The organism is Mesorhizobium sp. M1142, assembly GCF_040318565.1.
In the GTDB taxonomy this organism is placed as follows: Bacteria; Pseudomonadota; Alphaproteobacteria; order Rhizobiales; family Rhizobiaceae; genus Mesorhizobium.
The window spans coordinates 81,393-101,180 of record NZ_JAMYMK010000002.1 but is presented as its reverse complement, the minus strand read 5'-3'; the positions used below and the strand labels follow the sequence as shown (position 1 = coordinate 101,180).

The window sequence follows — 19,788 nt, the reverse complement described above, 5'->3', positions numbered from 1 at the left end:
GATGGACGACGAGGCAGAGGCGACCCAAACCGGCGCACCATCGCCCGATGGCGGAAGAGAGCGCCGCTGGCGTCTGGCGATCGGCGCCGACGATGAGACATCTGCGGCACTTTCCAGCGACGACAAACGGCTTTCGGCGGCTCTTGACGCGTTATACGGCGACGGCGCCAATGCCGCTGCCGACCCGCGCAAACGGCGCGGCGGGCTAGGCCGTTCGGCGCCGCGCGTTGCGCAATGGATGGGCGACATCCGCTCTTTCTTTCCCGCGCAGGTCGTCCAGATCGTCCAGAAAGATGCCTTCGAACGGCTGAACCTGAAGCAGATGCTGATAGAGCCGGAGTTCCTGAAGGCGATCGAGGCGGACGTCAATCTGGTCGCCGACCTGGTTTCGCTCCGCTCGGTGATGCCTGCCAAGACCAAGGACATCGCCCGCGCGATCATCGCCGATATCGTGGCCAAGCTGATGCAGAGGCTGGAGCAGAAGACAGTCGAGGCAATCCGAGGCGCGCTCGACCGGTCGAGGCGCACCAACCGCCCGCGTTCGCGCGATATCGACTGGCAGCGCACCATCTCGGCGAACCTTCGCCACTACCAACCCGAACACAAGACTATCGTGCCGGAGAAGCTGGTTGGTTTCATACGCAAGCAGCGACGGCTGGTCGATCTCGACGAGGTGGTTCTGTGCGTCGACCAGTCCGGCTCGATGGCAAGTTCGGTGATCTATGCCTCGATCTTCGCAGCGGTGATGGCCTCGCTGCCGGTTGTGCGCACCAAGCTCGTCTGTTTCGATACCGCCATCGTTGACCTTACCGAAGAACTCAGCGATCCTGTTGAAGTGCTGTTCGGCGTGCAACTCGGCGGCGGCACCGACATCAACCAGGCGGTCGCCTATTGCGCCGACCGTATCGAGCGGCCCACCAAGTCGCATCTGGTGCTGATCACCGACCTCTATGAAGGCGGCAATGGCCAGGAACTGCTGCGGCGGCTGGCGGCGCTGGTTCGATCCGGCGTCAATGCCGTCGTGCTTCTGGCGTTGACCGATCAGGGGCAGCCCGGCTATGATCCAGCGATGGCAGGTTCGGTCGCGGCACTTGGCATTCCGGTCTTCGCCTGCACGCCGGATCTGTTTCCGGACATGATGGCGGCGGCACTGCGGCGGGAGGATATCGGCGCCTGGGCGGCGGGAGCCGACATCAAGCTCATTCGCGCCGGGGCTGAGGCGCCTGGGATGCATGAGTGAGCGTTTGCCTCGGTCCAGAATACTGGGCAGCCCGCAGGCAAGCGCTTGCGGTCAAAGGTTTGACAAATAGCCAGCCGCGCCTATGGTCGACCTGTTACAGGAGCGACGCATGGCGAAGACAACCGGCTGTATTCCTGGCGGGTTTTCCCCACATTTGCTGAACAGTAGAAATCAGCCACGGCCGCTTTCACAGCCCTCGCCCTTCCCTCTCCCGGCCGCGTCGATGCGCCCGGGCCGTTCATGTCCTTGAGCCACATGTCGCAGAAAATTGCCGAGCTTCTGTCGCGGCTGGAAAAGCGGCTGGACAGGTCAGCGATTGTCTCGGCTGAGGAGGCCGGACCACGCTACCGGGAAGATCCCGACGGCAAGGACGGCGCGCCGCCAGCGATCGTCTTGCGTCCACGCACGACCGGCGAGGTGTCGGACATTCTGCGCCTGTGCAACGAGGCCGGGCAGAGGCTCGTCATCCAGGGTGGCCGCACCGGTCTTGCGGGCGCGGCGCGCATCCAGCCCGGCGAGGCGGTGCTGTCGCTGGAGCGCATGACGGCGGTCGCGGCGCCCCACCGCGAGGCGGCGACGATCGTCGCCGAGGCCGGCGCGCCGCTGCAAATGGTGCAGGACGCGGCCGATGCGGCCGGCTTGCTTTTCGGCGTCGACATCGGCGCGCGCGGCACGGCCACCGTCGGCGGTAATGTCGCCACCAATGCCGGCGGCATTCGCGTGCTGCGCTACGGCATGTACCGCGCGCAGGTGCTCGGTCTGGAGGCGGTGCTTGCCGACGGCAGTGTGCTCACGTCGCTCAAGGGCTTGCCAAAGGACAATTCCGGCTATGACCTCAACCAGCTCTTCATCGGCAGCGAAGGCACGCTCGGCGTGGTCACGCGCGCCTGCCTGCGGCTGCATCCCAAACCTGCCACCGAGGTAAATGCCTTCTGCGCACTTCCATCGCTCGATGCGGCGATTGCGCTGCTTGCGCAGCTCCGGCAGAAGCTTGGGCCGTTGCTCTCGGCCTATGATGTGAATTTCGCACCGCTCTATGGCGCCATGATCGCCGGCATGGAGGCGCCGGCGCCGCTGCCGGCCGGCTCGCCCGTCTATGTGCTGGCCGAGATACAGGGCAATGAGCCGGACCGCGACGGCGACCGCTTCGCCGCGGTGCTGATGCAGGCGGTCGAGGACGACGTGATCGACGACGTCGTCGTCTCGCAATCGCCGCGCGAATTCCGGGCGCTCTGGGCGGTGCGCGAGGAGGCCAACCGTTTCCTGTTTTCGATGGCAGGACTGATCGGCGTCGATATCAGCATCCCGCTGGCGAAAATGGCGACTTTCCTGCGCGAGACGGAAGCCGCTATCAAAGCCGTCGACCCGAGCGCCGACATCTACGTCTTCGGCCATCTCGGCGACGGCAATCTGCACTACCAGGTCCGCACCGTGGATCCGGCGGCTGCATACGGGATCATCTACCGGGGTGTGGCCGCGGCTGGCGGCGGCGTCTCGGCCGAGCATGGCATCGGCCTCGACAAGAAGGAATGGCTGCATCTGGTGCGTAGCGACGCCGAGATCGCGGCCATGCGCCGCCTGAAAGCGGCCTTCGACCCGAACAACATCCTCAATGCCGGGCGCATCTTCGACCTCGTGCCGGGCTGAAAAAGGCACGTAGCGCTGGCCGGACGCTGTCTCTATCTGGTCGCGCCCTTCAATTCCGCATGCGCAACTGCGATGCGGGCAGCAAGCGCGGCGTTGTTGCGGACAAGCGCGATGTTGGCCTTCAGGCTGCGGCCTTGTGAAAGCTCGTTGATGCGGGCGAGGAGAAACGGCGTCAGTTCCTTGCGCCCGATGCCGCGCTTCTCGGCCTCAGCCACGGCCGCTACGATCGTGCCGTCGATGAACGCCGGATCGAGCGCGTCCGCTTCGGGAATCGGGTTGGCGACGAGAATGCCGGTGCCGGATTCCATCTCGTCATGCAGCAGCATGGCTCGCGCGACCTCGTCGGGGGTATCGAGGCGATGGTCGGCCTTGAGCCCGCTGGAGCGGGTGTAGAAAGCCGGAAAATCATCGCTCCCATAGGCGATCACCGGCACGCGCTGAGTTTCCAGATATTCCAGCGTCTTCGCAACATCGAGTATCGACTTAACCCCGGCGCAGACGACGGTTGTGCCGGTCTGGCCGAGTTCGGTCAGGTCAGCGGAGATATCGAAAGTGGCTTCGGCGCCGCGATGCACGCCACCGACGCCGCCGGTCGCGAAAATACCGATCCCGGCTAAAGCGGCAATCCGCATCGTCGCCGAGACGGTGGTTCCGGCCGAGCCGCCGCGCACCATGATTGCGGCGAGATCGCGCCCGGAAGCCTTGACCACGCCCTTTGCCGCTGCCAGCTCTTCCAGTTCACGGTCGTCGAGGCCAACCTTGATCTTGCCGGCGACCACTGCGATCGTGGCGGGCACGGCGCCGTTTTGACGCACGACGGTCTCGACACCACGAGCGGTTTCCAGATTGGCCGGATATGGCATGCCGTGGGTGACAATCGTCGATTCCAATGCCACCACCGCGCGGCCTTTATCAAGCGCAGCAGCGACTTCATCGTTCAAATGGACAAGGGAAGGTTTCATATCATCTCGCTTTCAGGCAGGAATGCGGTACATGCCGGCGGCAAGGAAGCGCGGCGACAGATCGGGGTGGACGCTGGATTCGCTCTCGGTGGTCAGTGTGGCAAGCAGCGCGCCGGTGCGCACGGCATGAGCCACCGGCTCACCCGAAAGCACCTTGTACAGAGTGCCGGCGATCATAGCGTCGCCGGCGCCGGTGATGTCGACGGGCTGGGCCGGGACGGAGCGCATGGCCGTCACACCGCTCTCGGTCGCAACGGCAAATCCATGCGCACCCACAGTCACGATCACTTCGCCAGCGCCTGCCGCGCGCAGCGCTGCTGCTGCTTCCTCCGGCGTCAGCCGCCTGTCGGCATCCGTCATGCCGAGCATCGTATTGGCCTCGTCATGATTGGTGAACAGAAGATCGATGCCGGTCAGGTCCTTCGGCAGGCGCGCTGATTTCGGTGACGATACCGTGTCGACTGCGAGCTTGAAGCGCGCACCGTGCTTGCGCGAGATCAGCGCTGCGATGGTCGCGGCCGGCAGATTGCAGTCGATGAAGACCCATGTCGCCGAAGCCAGGTGCGGCCAGAAACGGTCGAGATAGGACGGCAAAAACAGATCGAAGATCTCCATGTCGGCGATGCCGAGCACGAGATCGTTGTTGCGGTCGAGGATGGCCGCGTATTCGGCCGTCGGCCGCTCCGTGGTGGTGATGACCTGGCTGACATCGGCGCCGAAGTCACGCAAATGCCGCACCAGCGCGCGGCCGGTTTCATCCTCGCCGACGATCGAGACGAAGCTTATGTCGACACCGAGGCGGGCAAGGTTTTCGGCGACGTTGCGGGCAACCCCGCCGAAGCTGCGATGGCCTTCGACCGGGTTCGATGTCTCGAAGATCAGATCCTTCCTGGCGTGGTATTTGCGGTCGAGCACCGCGCCGCCGATGCAGACCATACGTTTGGACGCCGGCAAGACATAGCCGCGGCCGAGAATGTAGCCCTTGTTGATGAGTTGCACGATGTGGGCGGCGACCGTCGAGCGGGCAATGCCGAGCGCGGTTGCAATATCCTGCTGGCCGGAGAACGGATTCGCCGCAATGAGGTCGAGAACCGCTTGTTCTTGTGCTCCAAGGTCGTCCATCGTCTCACCTGGCCCGCCAAATTCGAAGCTGAACTCGATGTATGAAACAACAGATGATCTTGTCAACATTGGTTTGCCATGGCGGCGTTTGACCAATCGGCGCTCCCGCGGCTCTGCCAGCCGGAGAGCGTGTGAGCGCATTGAAGAAAGCTATTCGGAGGACGAAACCTGCTCTTGTCGACGTGCAGCATCAGGGAGGAACAGAGGCCTTAACGCCATGCCGAAGACAGCTAAGCCTTCAGCACCGAGACGGCCAATTCGCTGTTGTGGACATATTCATTGGCGTCAGGCTGCTTCTGCACAAGCAGGATGAACAGCAGGTCGGTTAGCGTCAGTTGTGCATCACGCGCGGTTATCGATGAAGAGCGCGCGCGCTCTTCATCGGCGATCGTGTGGAGGCGAATGTCGGCAACCCGGCTCAGCGGATTGTCGCGAAGCCCGGTGACGGCGATAACGGTGGTGCCGCGTTTATGTGCGAGTTCAGCTATCCGCAGGGTTTCGATGCTCGCCCCGGAATAGGAGAGCGCGAATAACGCGTCGCCTCGTCCAAGCGTCGAGACATTGGCCATTTGCACATGGCTGTCGCTGTCGTGCAGCACGTTGCGGCCGAGCTTCATCAGCTTGTATGAGAAATCGCGCGCCACCAGAGAGGATGCGCCGACGCCTGCCAAATGAATGCGGCGCGCACCGTTCAATGCTTCGAGGGCCTTGCCGATTTCATGCTCGGTGTTGGCCGCGACCGTCTGTTGCATCGACAAAAGCTTGCTGCCGATCAGCTTGCGCAGGATGACCAGATAGCTGTCGCCGACCTCGATCGAACCGTGGATCATGCCGGCCGGCACGTGCCATTCCTGCGACTTGGCCTCGCTGACGGCGAGCTTGAGCTCCTGATAGCTGGAATAGCCGAGCTTCTGGCTGAACTTGACGACGCTCGACTGGCTGCGGCCGATCTCAGCGGCAAGCGCCGCCGTCGACAGGCGCAGCATCTGGTCGGGATTATCGACGATATACCGACCGATCTCGCGGTCGCCGGGCGCCATGATTTCGAGCTTGGCCTCGATTTTCTTCAGGATGGACATGCGTTCACCTGTTGCCAGTCACGGACAATGCCAAACCAAGGAATAAATTATTCCGTCTCTGATTGACAGCCAAGAATGATCCATCAAATCTCTACCGGTGCGGTTGCGGCCCAGCCTTCGGGCAAGCCGACGATTCGGCCACGAAAGATCGTAGACACGCCGACAGCTCGGGATTAGGTCAGAGCCATGGACAAATTGCGGATCGTCGGCGGGCATAGGCTTGAGGGCGCGGTGACGATCTCCGGCGCCAAGAACGCGGCCTTGCCGCAAATAGCGGCGGCGTTGCTCAGCCCTTATCCGCTGCAACTGACCAATCTGCCTGCGGTGACCGACGTCGACAACATGCTTGGCGTCGTCGGCCTTCATGGGGCCGAAGTCACCAGATCGGCGCATGCCGCCACAATCGATACCAGTGCTGCCGTCTCCAAGGAGACAACCTACGATACCGTCAGGCGTATGCGCGCGACAGTGCTGGTGCTCGGCCCGCTGCTTGCCCGCTTCGGCCACGCCAGGGTTTCGCTGCCCGGCGGCTGCGCGATCGGCGCACGGCCGGTCGACATGCATGTCGCCGCACTTGCCGCACTTGGCGCCGACATTGCGGTCGAAAACGGGCTGATCGTCGCGTCCGCGCCGGGCGGACTGAAAGGCGCGCGTATCGTTTTGAGCTCACCATCGGTCGGCGCGACCGAAACGGCGATGATGGCAGCGACGACTGCAAAGGGCGAAACCGAGATCCTCAATGCGGCGCGCGAACCGGAGGTGGCCGACCTTGCCGCCTGCTTGAACGCCATGGGCGCGCGGATCGAGGGCGCCGGCACGCACCGTATCCTGATCGCGGGCAGCACAGGCTGGCGCGCCGCCACGCACGACATCATCCCGGACCGGATAGAGGCCGGCACCTATGCCGTCGCGGCGGCTATCACCGGCGGTCAGCTCGAGCTGACCCACGCGCGGCTCGAGCACATGGCATCCGTCGTCCAGCTGCTCGAAACAGCCGGTGTGAAAATCTGGCCGGGCGACCGCGGGCTGATCGTATCGAGAGACGGGCCGCTCAAAGCCGTCGATGTGACGACGGAGCCCTATCCGGGCTTTCCGACCGATCTCCAAGCGCAGTTCATGGCGTTGATGTGCTGTGCCGAGGGCGCTTCGCTGTTGCGTGAGACGATCTTCGAGAACCGCTTCATGCATGTGCCTGAACTGATGCGGCTCGGCGCCAACATCAAGCTGCAAGGCACCATGGCGTTGGTGCGCGGAGGCGAGAAGCTGAAGGGCGCGCAAGTGATGGCGACCGACCTGCGCGCCTCCGTCTCGCTGGTGCTGGCAGCGCTGGTGTCCCAGGGTGAGACGACGATCAACCGCGTCTATCATCTCGATCGCGGCTATGAGCAACTGGACCGCAAGCTCCGGCTTTGCGGCGCCCAGATCGAGCGGATAAGTGGATGAGTGCCGGCGCGGCGTCTTCGCATTATTTCCTGGGCGTCGATGGCGGCGGAACCGGCTGTCGGGCGCGTATCGAAGACGAGGCGGGAACCGTGCTCGGGCAAGGTCTCTCAGGTCCGGCGACAACGCGGCTCGGTATAGAGGCGGCCTGGGCCTCCGTTGCCAAAGCCTTTGGTGCTGCGATCAAAGAGGCAGGGTTCACGGCGACGAAAATCGCCAGGATCCGTGCCGGCGTCGGTCTTGCCGGCATCGGCCGCAAGGGGTCGATTGAGGCGTTTCGTGCGATCTCCCATCCCTTTGCAAGTCTCGACTTCGTCAGCGACGGCGTCGCGGCTTGCCTGGGCGCGCATTCGGGCCAGGACGGCGCCATCGTCATAGCCGGCACCGGTTCGATCGGGCTCGGCTTTGTCGAAGGGCGCAACCTGCGTGTCGGCGGCTACGGTTTTCCGATTTCCGACGAGGGAAGCGGTGCCGATCTAGGGTTGAAAGCGGTACAGTTCGCCTTGCGCGCCCATGACGGCCGGCACGAGCGGACCGCGCTGCTGGCCGAGGTGATGCAGCGCTTCAAGGACGACCCGTTCGAGGCGGTGGCCTGGATGGACCGCGCCAGTGCGACGGACTATGCCGCCATGGCGCCGATGGTGATCCGCCATGCCGACCAGGGCGATCCGGCCGGTCGGCGGATCGTGCAAGGCGCTGCCGAGCAGATCGACACCTTCGTGCGGGTGCTGTTCGAAAAAGGCGCGCCGCGGGTTACGTTGCTCGGAGGGTTGTCCAGCCCGCTTGAGCCATGGCTCGCTCCCGACGTCCGCCGACGGCTGAAGCCGGCCGACGGCGATGCGGTTTCGGGAGCCATAATCCTGGCCAGAAAGTCGCTTTGCGGCGAGTAACGCGCTACTCAAAGAGGAATATTTTATTCCTACAATCCGTTGACACCGGGAATACCGAATTCTAAAAAGTTAACTAAGCAGAAACACGACAGCCGGTCGCCTGCCCGGCACGGCATCGCGTTCCCGCTCACGGCAGATTGAAAGTAAGCAAGTGGTCGAACACGGGTTGATGTCGGAGTTGGAGCGGCTGGTTTCCGAGGACCGCAACCCGAGAACCATCGACATCGACCTGTTGCCGACCATCGAGGTGCTGCGGAAGATCAATGACGAAGATAAAGGCGTTGCGGCCGCCGTCGAGAAGGTCATTCCTGAGATTGCTGCTGCCGTGGACCGGATCGTGAGCGCGTTCCAGAAGGGTGCGCGCCTTGTCTATGTGGGCGCTGGCACCAGCGGCCGGCTCGGCGTCCTCGACGCCTCGGAATGTCCGCCGACCTTCGGCGTACCCGAGGACATGGTGGTGGGCCTGATCGCCGGCGGCGACGACGCGCTGGTGCGCTCCGCGGAAGGCGCCGAGGATGACCCGAAACAGGGTGTAAAGGCATTGCAGGACATCAAGCTGACCGCCGACGATGTGGTGGTCGGCATCGCTGTCAGCGGGCGCACGCCCTACGTCATCGGCGGCCTGACCTATGCCAAGCAGGTGGGAGCGACCACCGTGGCGCTGTCCTGCAATCCGCGATCGACCATTGCCGGCATAGCCGACATTGCCATCTCTCCGGTGGTCGGCCCGGAGGTTCTCACCGGCTCGACCCGACTGAAATCGGGAACCGCGCAAAAGCTGGTGCTCAACATGCTGTCTACCGCCAGCATGATCCGCATCGGCAAGAGCTATCAGAACCTGATGGTTGACCTCAATCCAAGCAACAAGAAGCTTGTCGCCAGGGCGGTCAGGATCGTGATGCAGACGACCGGCTGCGCGGCACAGCAGGCACGACAGGCACTCGACCAGACCGGCAACGATGTAAAACTGGCAATCCTGGTGACGATCACCGGCATGGGCGTCGAGGAAGCACGTAAGGCGCTTGGCAACGCGGGAGGTTTCCTGCGCAAGGCGATAGGCGAAAAGACGGTGTAAGACCGCATGGACACTGGGCCGATGTTCCGGGGCGTGTGTCCCTTTGAAGCGGTCCGGCGAACTGCAAGGCATCAGGTTTAACAATAATGGGAGACGACAATGGTACGGCACATTGGCAAGAAACTGCTTTCCGGCATGACCCTCGCGGCAATGATTGGCATCGCGGCGCTACCGGCGCAGGCGAGTGCGGCGACGCTGCATATGGCGTGGTCGCAGGACGCCACCGGTCTTGATCCGCACAAGCAGACGGCATTCTCCTCACTGCGGCTGCTGGAACTGATCTATGAGCCACTGGTGCGGCTCGACGCAAACCTGCAAATCACGCCCGCGATTGCCGATTCATGGCAGTTCTCGCCGGACGGCAAGGAGCTGAGTTTCAAACTCAATCCGAAAGCAAAATTCCAGAACGGCGCCGCCGTGACCTCGGCCGATGTCAAGGCATCGTTCGAGCGCATACTCGACGAGAAGACCGGCGCGGCCGCGCGCGCCAACTTTCTCTCGATCGCCAGCATCGACACACCCGATCCAGCCACCGTCGTGTTCCACCTCTCGCAGCCGGATGTGCCGATCCTGACGGCGATGAGCGACGTCAACGCCGCGATCGTCCCGGCAAGCGAAATCATGGCCGGCTCGATCGGCACGACGACGATCGGCTCGGGTCCGTTCAAGTTGGAAAAGTGGGATCCGAATTCCAAGGAAGTGCTTGTCGCCAACAAGGATTGGGCGGGCGGCACGACCGGCATCGACGGCATCGAGGTCAGCGTGCTGCCGGACGAGACGGCGATCCTGGCGGCGATGCGCAGCAAGCAGATCGATTTTGCCCTGCTCAACGATCCGCTTGTCGCCACGCTTGTGCCCAAGGAAGCCAGCCTGCAGTTGAACCGTGTGCCGGTGCTTGCCTATCACGTGCTGCAGCTCAATCCTTCCCGCAAGCCGATGACCGAACTCAAGGTGCGTCAGGCGATTTCCTGCGCCATCGACCGGCAGGAAGTGCTGGACACCGCCTCGCTCGGTGAAGGCAAAGTCACCGGCCCGCTGACTATCCCTGCGCTGGCGACCGATCCGAGCCAGTTGTTCTGCTATAAGCGCGACGTCGAGAAAGCCAAGCAGCTGATGGCCGAAGCGGGCTACGCCGACGGCTTTTCGGCGACCGTGATCGGCGCCACCGGCGAGCCGCCGACAGCGGCGGCGGAAGCCCAGGTCATCCAGTCGCAACTCGCAGAAATCGGCGTCAAGCTCGACATCAAAATGATGGAGCTCAACGTCTATGTCGATGCCTGGCTGAAGGGCGATTTCGACATGGCCATCGCCCTGAACGGCGGCAGGGCCGATCCCTACACTATGTACAACCGTTACTGGACCAAGACGGGCAATCTGCAGAAGGTCGCGAACTATATCGACGATACGCTGGACAGTCTTATGCAGAAGGGCCGCAGCGAGACCGACCCGGCAGCGCGCAAAGCGATCTTCGCCGACTTCGAGAAGCACATCACTGAGATGTCGCCCTGGATCTGGCTCTACACGTCCTACAGCTACACCGCACAGCAGAAGAATATCGCAGGATTCGAACCGGTGCCGACAGGCTCGCTGTTCAGCCTCGCCAAGGTGACGATCCAGTAGCTGCTTTGGTGCCAGACGAGAGGGTATTCTTCGCGTGAACTATCTGATGCGGCGACTGGCAACCTTCCCTCTCGTCCTGCTTGGCGTGTCCATCGTCGTGTTCCTGGCGATCAGGATGGTTCCGGGCGATTCGATCACGGCAATGCTGGGGACCGAAGCCGGCCTGCTGACGCCGCAGCAGCGCGATGCGCTTGCAGCTTATTTCGGCATCGACCAGCCCTGGTTCATCCAGTACTGGCGCTGGCTGCTTGGTCTTGTCCAAGGTAATCTCGGCATTTCGTCCACCTATGGCAGGCCGGTGCTCGACGTCATCCTCGAGCGTTTCCCGCTAACGTTGGAGCTCGCCCTGCTTTCGATGGTCATCGCCCTGGTTGTCGGCATGCCGACCGGGATTTTTGCCGCCACCCATAATGAAAAGCTGTCCGACCTCGGCGTGCGCGTTGTCGCAATGATCGGGCAGTCGACGCCGAACTTTGTCCTTGCCCTGCTGATCATCTACACGCTGTCGGCGGGGTTTGGCGTTTTGCCGGCGATGGGTGAGTTTTCGCCGCTGTGGCAGGATCCGCTGCGCAATCTCGGCCAGCTGTTGCTGCCTGCGGTCACGCTTGGATTTGCCTTCGCGGCTTCGGTGACCCGCATATCGCGTTCGGCGATGCTCGATGTGCTCAGCGACGACTATGTCAGGACGGCGCGCAGCAAAGGCGTTTCGGCGCGCGGCGTCATCTGGGGGCATGCTTTGCCCAACGCGCTCATCCCGGTCGTGACGCTGAGCGGCATAGAGTTCGGCTATCTGCTGGGCGGGGCAGTCATCGTCGAGCAGATATTTGCGCTGCCCGGTCTCGGCCGTATGGTGCTGGATGCCATCCTGCAGCGCGACTACGCGCTGGTGCAGGGAAGCGTGCTGTTCATCGCCTTCAACTTCATGATCGTCAATCTCCTCGTCGACCTCGCCTATGTCGCGCTCGACCCGCGTATCCGGCTAAGCGAGCACTGATGGCGACATTGCGGGCTATATTTGCGCATCCCAGCGGCCGCATCGGCGGTGCCATCGTTGCGCTTTATCTGCTGCTTGCCGTGCTTGGCATGCTGGGGCTGACGCCGCACGATCCGCTGACGCAGCACCGGGTCGAGCGACTGCATGCGCCTGACGGCACCTACCTGATGGGCACGGACCTGTTCGGCCGCGATGTCGCAAGTCGGCTGATGACCGGGATCGGCCAGTCCTTCATCGTGGCCTTCTTTTCGGTCGCCTTCGCGACACTGGCCGGCACCGTGCTCGGGCTGGCGGCAGCCTGGTTCGGGCGCCGCTGGGACGGCCTGGTGATGCGCATCATGGACGTTGTGCTGGCGTTCCCGGCGATCCTGCTGGCGCTGCTGATCGTCGCGGTTGCTGGACCGGGAACCTCGACCAGCGTCATTGCCATTGCCATCGTCTACACGCCGATCTTCACGCGCGTCGTGCGAGGTCCGGCTCTGTCGCTCAAGGCGCGCGAGTTCGTCGACGCGGCCCGCACGTTCGGCAGCAGTGCGGGCTACATCGTAACACGCCATCTGCTGCTCAATCTGGTGGCGCCACTGACGGTTCAGGTGACGCTGGCGCTGGCCTGGGCACTGCTGACCGAGGCCGGCTTAAGCTTCCTCGGGCTAGGCACGCAGCCGCCCGCCGCGTCGCTCGGCCTGATGCTGAGCGACAGCCGCAATCTGATGGAGACAGCTCCCTGGCTGATGATCTTCCCCGGCGTGGCGATCATGATCAGCATCCTCGGTTTCAACCTGCTCGGCGATGCGTTGCGTGATGTCCTCGACCCGAAGATGCGGAGATCGATCGCATGATTCCGCTGCTGTCCGTCAGCGGATTGCGCGTCGGCTTCGGCCGCAACCCGAAAGCCAATGAGGTCGTGCGCGGCGTCAGCTTCGATCTCGCCGACGGCGAGACATTGGCAATCGTCGGCGAAAGCGGCTCGGGCAAATCGGTCACGGCGCTGTCGATCAATCGCCTTGTCGATTATGGCGGCGGCCGCATCACCGCAGGCTCGATCACGCTGAAGCGGGTCGACAACAGCATTTTCGACCTGACCGCCGCGGACGAGCCGCAACTGACGAAGATCCGCGGCGGTGAAATCGGCATGATCTTCCAGGAGCCGATGAGCTCGCTCAATCCGGTGCTGACCATCGGCAGGCAGATCGAGGAATCGTTTCGCCTGCATCGCGGCCTGACCGGCCGGCAAGCGACGGCGGCGGCCAAGGACGCGCTCGACCGCGTGCGTATTCCCGACGCTGCACGGCGACTGAAATATACGCCCAACCAGCTTTCGGGCGGCATGTTGCAGCGGGTGATGATCGCCATGGCGCTCGCTTGCAACCCGCGCCTGCTCATTGCCGACGAACCAACGACGGCGCTGGATGTTACGGTGCAGGCGCAGATCATGGCGCTGCTCGCCGAGTTGAAGCAGGAAACCGGGATGTCGATGATCTTCATCACCCACGACATCGGTCTGGTTGCAGGCATCGCTGACAAGGTCATGGTGATGCAAAGCGGGGAAGCTGTCGAGCAGGGCGCGCTGAACCAGATATTGGACGATCCGCAGCATCCCTATACGCGGCATCTGCTTCATGCGGTGCCGCATTTCGCCGGCGGCAGTGCCGTACGCAAGGACGTGCAATGCGAAACGCAAAAAGCTGCCGAGCCGGCGCTGATGGTCGATGGCCTCGTGGTGCGGTTTCCAGTCAAGGCTGGGTTTTTCAGCCGCGCCAGCGGTACCGTGCACGCGGTGGACGGTGTGGATTTCGAGCTAATGCCGGGCGAGACATTGGCGGTCGTCGGCGAGAGCGGTTCCGGAAAGTCCACCACCGCCCGCGCGATTCTGGGGCTGGTGCGCCCGACACGCGGCACAATCTCGGCCAGCACGCGCAAGGCCGTCGCCGGGCAGAGCGCCCTTCCCGTGCAGATGGTGTTCCAGAATCCCTATGGCTCGCTCAATCCCAGACTCACCATCGAAAGCATCCTCGCAGAGCCGGTGATCGCTAGCGGCGGACGGATAACTGCTGAAACGCGGGCGAAAATGGCCGCGCTGCTGAAACGCGTCGGCCTTCCGGAAAACAGCCTGCAGCGCTATCCGCACGAATTCTCCGGCGGCCAGCGGCAACGCCTGTGCATCGCTCGCGCGCTGATGCTCAATCCTTCGGTTGTCGTCCTCGACGAAGCGGTTTCGGCGCTCGATGTGTCGGTGCAGGCCAGGGTGCTGGAGCTTTTGGTCGAGCTGCAGCGTGAATTCGGGCTGGCCTACCTGTTCATCTCGCATGACATGGCTGTCGTCGAGCGGATCGCCCATCGCATTGCGGTCATCTATGCCGGCCAGATCGTCGAGATCGGCGATGCCAGATCGGTGCTCTCGCAGCCGAAGCACTCTTATACCAAACAGCTTATCGCGGCCGTTCCCACCATAGACCGGCGGCATGAACGTTTCGAGCTGGACACGCGCCAGGTTCCCTCGCTCGTGCGCCCGCTGGGATTTGAGCCGGGCCCGGCCAATTGGCAGCAATTCGGGCCGGACCATAGGGCACGGGTGGAAGCGTGATGATTGTCGCTCGAAAGCATGCAGAGTCAGACGGACAGCCCCCTCGCTGCTTTTCAGACGGAGGCCGCATTTGATCGAGCATGATCTCTTCGACCGTGCATTCGCCCCGCTCGAAACGGCCGTGGCTGCGTCGCGCATTCCTGGCGGCGTGCTCGGCATGGTCGACTGGGACGGTCAACGCATCGTCCGGGCAGTCGGCTCAGCCCAAGTCGTGCCGAAGATACGGCCGATGCATATCGAAACATGGTTCGATCTGGCGTCGCTGACCAAAGTCATCTTCACCACGCCGCGTATCCTTGCACTGGCGGAAGAAGGCGTCATCGACCTCGACGCGCCGCTGATTTCGGTCCTGCCCGACCTTCGCCAATATGACGAAAAAGCCTGGGAACGGAAGGTGACGTTTCGCCAGTGTCTCGGTCATCAGACGCCGTTTCCCGCCGTTGCTCCAATCTACACCTATGGCCGCGATCCCGAGCTGTTGCGCGCCTTTGTCCTGCAGCGCGAGTGGCAGGTCGGGGAGCCGGTCTATTCCGATATCAATTTCATTCTGCTCGGCTTCGTCCTGGAGCGCCTGTCCGGCAAGACCATTCGCTACATGGATCCCGGTCCGGGCTTCGCGTTCTCCACCGAACCGGATCGCGCGGCGGCCACAGAAGACTGCACATGGCGCCATCGTGTTCTCTGCGGCGAGGTCCACGACGACAATTGCTCGGCATTGCAAGGGGCCGGTCACGCCGGGCTGTTCGGAACGGCGGCCGCGATCCTCGATTTTGCGCTAGGGCTGCTGGACGGGAGCGGCGCATCCGAGCGTTCAATAGCGCTGATGCGCACGCCCTTGTCGGCAACCCGCACCCATGGCTGGGAGCGGCCTTACGAAGGCTGGTCCGGCGGCCGGCTGTGCAGCCCCGGCACAATTGGCCATACCGGCTTCACCGGCACCGGGCTTTGGGTCGACTTCGACAAAGGCAGAGCATGGACCTTGCTCACCAACCGGATCCATCCGACACGTCATTTCAACAGCGGGATCGCAGCGCTAAGGCAATCGATCGGCGATCTCGTCAACGGAGCCTGACAAGTCATGATTGCTAAAAATGGCGCACCAATGTGGGCTGTCGGCCTGATGACCGGCACCGTGCTGGACGGTAATATCGACGTCGCGCTGATCAAGACCGACGGCGAACGGATCGCGGATTTCGGCACCTACACGCTGGCGCCTTACCCCAGGTCGATCCGCAGCCTGTTGGAGGAGACGTTGCGCCAGGCCAGGATCTGGAATTTCACCGGACCGGAACCGGCGATTTTTCGTGAGGCAGAGGAGGCACTGACGCGCGCCCAATCCGCCGCGGTCAGGGATCTTGTCGAAAGTCACGGCCTGACCATGGCCGATATCGGCGTCGTCGGCTTCCATGGCCAGACCGTGCTGCACCGTGCCCCGCAAGTGGGCCGGCTGGGCCAGACCCGCCAGCTCGGCGACGGCGAGCTGATGCATGCGATCCTTGGCACCAGGGTCGCCTATGACTTCCGCTCGGCCGACATGCGCGCCGGCGGCCAAGGTGCGCCGCTCTCTGCCGCCTATCACGCCGCGCTGCTGCGCGACGCTGATGCCAGTGGAGACACGGCAGTGCTCAATCTCGGTGGCGTCGCCAACATCACCTGGTGGGACGGCAAGGACAATGTCGTCGCCTTCGATACCGGACCGGCCAACGCGCCGCTGAACGACTTCATCAAGTCGAAGGGGCTTGGCGAAATGGACCGCGACGGCGCGTTGGCCCGCGCCGGGACGGTCGACGAGACGCGGCTGGCCAAGCTCCTGCAGCACCCTTACTTGACCAAACCCTACCCGAAATCGCTGGACCGTTTCGATTTCGGCGCCTCGATGGCGGACGGAATGAACGCCGCGGATGGGGCAGCCCTGCTGACGGCCTTCACCGCGGCCGCCGTCGCCAAAGCGCTCGATCTTCTGCCGCACCGGCCGAAGCGGCTGGTGGTCAGCGGCGGCGGTCGCCACAATCCAACGATCATGGCCATGCTTGCCAGCCGCGCCGGCGTCGAAGCGGTTCCGGCCGAGGCGCTGGGCTGGAAGGGCGATGCGGTGGAGGCGGAGTGCTTTGCCTTCCTGGCAGTGCGCGTGCTTAGGGGCTTGCCGATCAGCTTCCCCAGCACGACCGGCGTGCCGCAGCCGATGCGCGGAGGGCGGCTCGCCGGCTAATCGTGTTTCAGGTTCTTCTGTAAGAAGATGCGGCTGCGGCCAATGGGAAAGTCGGCGAGCGCACCGAACGGCCGGTAGCCGTGGCGCTCATAGGCCTTGGCCGCCTTGGGATTGAACGTGTCGATCCAGGCGCCGTGACAGTCGCGCGCGATCGCCTCCCTCTCGGCCGCCTCGAGCATCCTGCCGGCCATGCCGTGGCCGCGCAGTTTTTCATCGACCCAGAGCCATTGCACATAGAGCCAGCCCCAGGCGGTGTATCCCGAGATGCCGGCGACAATTACGCCGTGCTCATCGCGCACGAACACGGCCATTGCCTTCCTGCGGGAGGCGCCGACATCACTGTCGTTGAACGCAGCAAGCCGCTCTCCGAGAAAAGCCAGCTCGTGCGGCAAGGGATCGGCGGTTGTCTCAAGCGTTGTATTGTCCATCCACCAAGCATCTATCGATGGACGGGGCCGAGACGCAAGCCTTGCTGCGCTATAGCTTCGGCGAACGCCACGCCGCTGCCACAGCAGCGATCAGCATGAGCAGGGCTGCAACCACCGCCGACGCCGCAAAACCGAATGTGGAATAAAGCGGTCCGAACGCCGTGGTGCCGACGAACACCGCGAGATAGGTCACCGCGCTGTTCAAGCCCATGATCGTGCCGCGCCGCGCAGGATCGAGCGCGGACAGGCGCATCACCAGGACATTCAGGCCGAAATGATTGGCAAGGCCCCAGACGGCTATCATCGCTATGGTCAGATGGAAACTACTGCTCGCCGCGGCAATCGCGACATAGACGGCCGCGACGAGCAGGTAGGCAAATGGCATGACACGCCGCGCGCCCAGGCGGTCGATAACGCCGTCAAGAAGTGCCGCCGCGCCAAATCCGGCGCCATAAGCGAGCGCGGCCAGCCCGTTGGCGCTGACCGGCCGTCCCAAGCCATTGTGAAGGTGATCGCCAAGATAGCCATAGACACCGTAGAACGCGGTCATGAATGCGGCGCAGGCAACCAGAAGCGGCACTATGCCGGGGACGCTCAAAGCGCCCAGCGGCGTCGGCGCCGGGCCGCTCTTCCTGACATCGCTCAGCGACGTCAGCGTCAGGCTTGCCAATGCGAGTGCTGAGAGCACCGCGACCGCCGCGAAAACGGCGCGCCAATGCACCAGGTCGGCAAGTACGGCCGACAGCGAAACCCCGGCGATCATGCTCAGCGTCCAGCCGGTCAGCACGACGCCTATGGTGCCGCTTTCGCGGCCGGGCGGTGCAATCGCGGCGGAGCTGGCGTAGATTGCCGGCATGGCGACACCTGCAGCGATGCCGGCGAGAAGCTGGGCCGCGACCAGCGCCGTCACCGTCGGCGCAGCAGCGCTGGCGACGAGCGCTATCGCCAGCAGCAGCAACGCTCCTTGCAGCATGCGGCGGGCACCAAGCCGGTCGATATAGCGCGCCAGGAACAAAGCGCTCGCCGACGTACCGAGCCCGAACGCGGCGGACGCGATCATAACCGCCGGCACGCTTGTGCCGAAGGACGCGGCAACCGCCGGTGCGATCGGACCGAGCACCAGCGAGTTCGAGCCGATCACGGCAATGCATCCGGTGAGGAGGTAAGCGAGCGCCGGGATAGGCGGCCTTGCCGTAAATGTTGCGACTTGATCATTGTTCGACATATGGCGATATTGGCCGTACTAAATTCTGCATCAATAGGGAATTTCATTATGGATGAAGAAACAGATGGCATTCCGCAGAACAGGCCTGCCGCCCGCGATATCGATGCAATCGACCGAAAAATATTAAGCGTTCTGGTCGACGACGCCACGATCAGCTATGCCGAGCTCGGCGACCGCGTCGGCCTTTCACCGCCGGCAGCCCATGAACGCGTCAAGCGCCTGCGGCGCAGCGGTGCCATCCGCAACACCGCGATCATCATCGATCCAAAAGCGGTGCACAAGCCGCTGCTTGCCTTCGTCCATATCGACACCAAGGGGTGGGGCAAGACGCCGGAGCTGATGGCAATCTCCGAACACCCCGAAGTCGAGGAGATTCATTCGGTGGCCGGCGACACATGCATGCTGATCAAGGTCCGCACCGAGGACACGCGGGCACTCGAAGGCCTGTTGTCGCGCCTCTACGAAACGCCTGGTGTCACCTCGACCCGAAGCTACGTCGTGCTGTCGACCTATCTCGAGCGGCCGGTGCAGCCGGGGATAACGACGGAATGGCCGACCCCCCGGCACATGGCCAAGCCGCTTTATTAGCTCATACGATCCTCACGCGTATCCAACGTCGAACCGGAAACGTCTTAGGCACTGCATCCTGTGGTCATCCGTCGGGCCGGTTCGTTTGCGCCGGTTTTTGGATCCGACGGAATGCCTGTTGCGCAACCGGAGACACGCGATGAGAAAATTAATCGTAGGCAGCTTCATTTCGCTGGACGGCGTCATCGAAGCACCAATGGAATGGGCCTCGCCCTTCTTCGACGAGGAGATGAAGGAACACTCATATGAAAAGGCCGGCGAGGCGGATTTTTTCCTGCTCGGCCGCATCACCTATGAAATGTTTTCGGCGCGTTGGCCGCAGGTCAAAGGCAGCAAGTACATGGACCGCATGAACGGGCTGAACAAGCTCGTCGCTTCGCGCAGCCTCAAGGCAGTGAGCTGGAACGCGTCGCTGATCGAAGGCGACGTCGCTGCCGAAATCGCCAGGATCAAGCAGCAAACCGGCGGCAACATATTGAAGTATGGAGTGAGCAATCTCGACCAGACGCTGCTCGCCAACAGGCTTGTCGACGAGTATCAACTCTCGATCGTGCCGACCCGCGTCGGGCATGGCAAACGCGCTTTCCAGGATGTCGACCCGTCCCTGGTCAAGCTGGAGCTTATAGATACGCACCGTTTCAAGAACGGGGTCATTACGCTGACCTATGTCCCGCTGTGATCCGCC

18 protein-coding genes are annotated in these 19,788 nt (G+C 63.2%); 13 read left to right on the top strand and 5 right to left on the bottom strand.

The annotated features are described in order from the left end of the window. Window position 1: 1 nt before the first annotated feature. Window positions 2–1,240 carry a VWA domain-containing protein gene (locus NKH42_RS04505; RefSeq protein WP_352505351.1) on the top strand — a complete coding sequence of 413 codons (1,239 nt, stop codon included), beginning with the start codon at window positions 2–4 and terminating at the stop codon, window positions 1,238–1,240. Window positions 1,241–1,495: 255 nt separating this feature from the next. Beyond that, the gene (locus NKH42_RS04500; RefSeq protein WP_352505352.1) at window positions 1,496–2,887 is read left to right on the top strand and encodes an FAD-binding oxidoreductase; all 1,392 of its coding nucleotides are present in this window, start codon (window positions 1,496–1,498) and stop codon (window positions 2,885–2,887) included. Between the two features lie 32 nt (window positions 2,888–2,919). Here NKH42_RS04500 and NKH42_RS04495 read toward each other — a convergent pair whose 3' ends face one another. The 3 genes from NKH42_RS04495 to NKH42_RS04485 all read right to left on the bottom strand — a co-directional run bounded on the left by NKH42_RS04495 (window position 2,920) and on the right by NKH42_RS04485 (window position 6,050). Beyond that, the gene (locus NKH42_RS04495; RefSeq protein WP_352505353.1) at window positions 2,920–3,849 is read right to left on the bottom strand and encodes a pseudouridine-5'-phosphate glycosidase; all 930 of its coding nucleotides are present in this window, start codon (window positions 3,847–3,849) and stop codon (window positions 2,920–2,922) included. Window positions 3,850–3,861: 12 nt separating this feature from the next. Further along, window positions 3,862–4,971 carry a carbohydrate kinase gene (locus NKH42_RS04490; protein WP_352505354.1) on the bottom strand — a complete coding sequence of 370 codons (1,110 nt, stop codon included), beginning with the start codon at window positions 4,969–4,971 and terminating at the stop codon, window positions 3,862–3,864. Window positions 4,972–5,201: 230 nt separating this feature from the next. Further along, window positions 5,202–6,050 carry a MurR/RpiR family transcriptional regulator gene (locus NKH42_RS04485; protein ID WP_352505355.1) on the bottom strand — a complete coding sequence of 283 codons (849 nt, stop codon included), beginning with the start codon at window positions 6,048–6,050 and terminating at the stop codon, window positions 5,202–5,204. A 186-nt stretch (window positions 6,051–6,236) separates the two neighbouring features. Here NKH42_RS04485 and murA point away from each other — a divergent pair, with 186 nt between their 5' ends. The 9 genes from murA (at window position 6,237) to NKH42_RS04440 (ending at window position 16,862) form a co-directional block, all read left to right on the top strand. Next, window positions 6,237–7,493, top strand: coding sequence for a UDP-N-acetylglucosamine 1-carboxyvinyltransferase (murA, locus tag NKH42_RS04480; RefSeq protein WP_352505356.1), 1,257 nt, complete (start codon window positions 6,237–6,239; stop codon window positions 7,491–7,493). Then, window positions 7,490–8,380, top strand: coding sequence for a glucosamine kinase nucleotide-binding domain-containing protein (locus NKH42_RS04475; protein ID WP_352505357.1), 891 nt, complete (start codon window positions 7,490–7,492; stop codon window positions 8,378–8,380). The genes murA and NKH42_RS04475 overlap by 4 nt, the downstream gene beginning before the upstream one ends. 169 nt (window positions 8,381–8,549) lie before the next feature. Further along, window positions 8,550–9,455, top strand: a complete 906-nt coding sequence (gene murQ, locus NKH42_RS04470; RefSeq protein WP_502896030.1) for an N-acetylmuramic acid 6-phosphate etherase — start codon at window positions 8,550–8,552, stop codon at window positions 9,453–9,455. A gap of 99 nt (window positions 9,456–9,554) precedes the next feature. Further along, window positions 9,555–11,075 carry an ABC transporter substrate-binding protein gene (locus NKH42_RS04465; protein WP_352505359.1) on the top strand — a complete coding sequence of 507 codons (1,521 nt, stop codon included), beginning with the start codon at window positions 9,555–9,557 and terminating at the stop codon, window positions 11,073–11,075. 34 nt (window positions 11,076–11,109) lie between these two features. Next, window positions 11,110–12,069, top strand: a complete 960-nt coding sequence (locus tag NKH42_RS04460; protein ID WP_352505360.1) for an ABC transporter permease — start codon at window positions 11,110–11,112, stop codon at window positions 12,067–12,069. Continuing rightward, window positions 12,069–12,908 carry an ABC transporter permease gene (locus tag NKH42_RS04455; protein ID WP_352476522.1) on the top strand — a complete coding sequence of 280 codons (840 nt, stop codon included), beginning with the start codon at window positions 12,069–12,071 and terminating at the stop codon, window positions 12,906–12,908. Before NKH42_RS04460 ends, NKH42_RS04455 begins: the two co-directional genes overlap by 1 nt. Beyond that, window positions 12,905–14,653, top strand: coding sequence for an ABC transporter ATP-binding protein (locus NKH42_RS04450; protein ID WP_352505361.1), 1,749 nt, complete (start codon window positions 12,905–12,907; stop codon window positions 14,651–14,653). Before NKH42_RS04455 ends, NKH42_RS04450 begins: the two co-directional genes overlap by 4 nt. A gap of 70 nt (window positions 14,654–14,723) precedes the next feature. Continuing rightward, window positions 14,724–15,725, top strand: a complete 1,002-nt coding sequence (locus NKH42_RS04445) for a serine hydrolase domain-containing protein (RefSeq protein WP_352505362.1) — start codon at window positions 14,724–14,726, stop codon at window positions 15,723–15,725. A gap of 6 nt (window positions 15,726–15,731) precedes the next feature. After that, window positions 15,732–16,862: an anhydro-N-acetylmuramic acid kinase gene (locus tag NKH42_RS04440; protein ID WP_352505363.1), complete on the top strand. Its 1,131-nt coding sequence runs from the start codon at window positions 15,732–15,734 to the stop codon at window positions 16,860–16,862. Here NKH42_RS04440 and NKH42_RS04435 read toward each other — a convergent pair. Both NKH42_RS04435 and NKH42_RS04430 read right to left on the bottom strand, forming a co-directional pair. Next, window positions 16,859–17,290, bottom strand: a complete 432-nt coding sequence (locus tag NKH42_RS04435; RefSeq protein WP_352505364.1) for a GNAT family N-acetyltransferase — start codon at window positions 17,288–17,290, stop codon at window positions 16,859–16,861. The two genes, NKH42_RS04440 and NKH42_RS04435, sit on opposite strands and share 4 nt — an antisense overlap. Before the next feature lie 49 nt (window positions 17,291–17,339). After that, the gene (locus tag NKH42_RS04430) at window positions 17,340–18,515 is read right to left on the bottom strand and encodes an MFS transporter (protein ID WP_352688658.1); all 1,176 of its coding nucleotides are present in this window, start codon (window positions 18,513–18,515) and stop codon (window positions 17,340–17,342) included. Window positions 18,516–18,563: 48 nt separating this feature from the next. On the opposite strand from NKH42_RS04430, the gene NKH42_RS04425 reads away from it, so the two are divergent. Both NKH42_RS04425 and NKH42_RS04420 read left to right on the top strand, forming a co-directional pair. Beyond that, window positions 18,564–19,103, top strand: coding sequence for an Lrp/AsnC family transcriptional regulator (locus NKH42_RS04425; RefSeq protein WP_352476516.1), 540 nt, complete (start codon window positions 18,564–18,566; stop codon window positions 19,101–19,103). 139 nt (window positions 19,104–19,242) lie between these two features. After that, the gene (locus NKH42_RS04420; protein WP_352505366.1) at window positions 19,243–19,782 is read left to right on the top strand and encodes a dihydrofolate reductase family protein; all 540 of its coding nucleotides are present in this window, start codon (window positions 19,243–19,245) and stop codon (window positions 19,780–19,782) included. The last annotated feature ends 6 nt before the right edge of the window (window positions 19,783–19,788 follow it).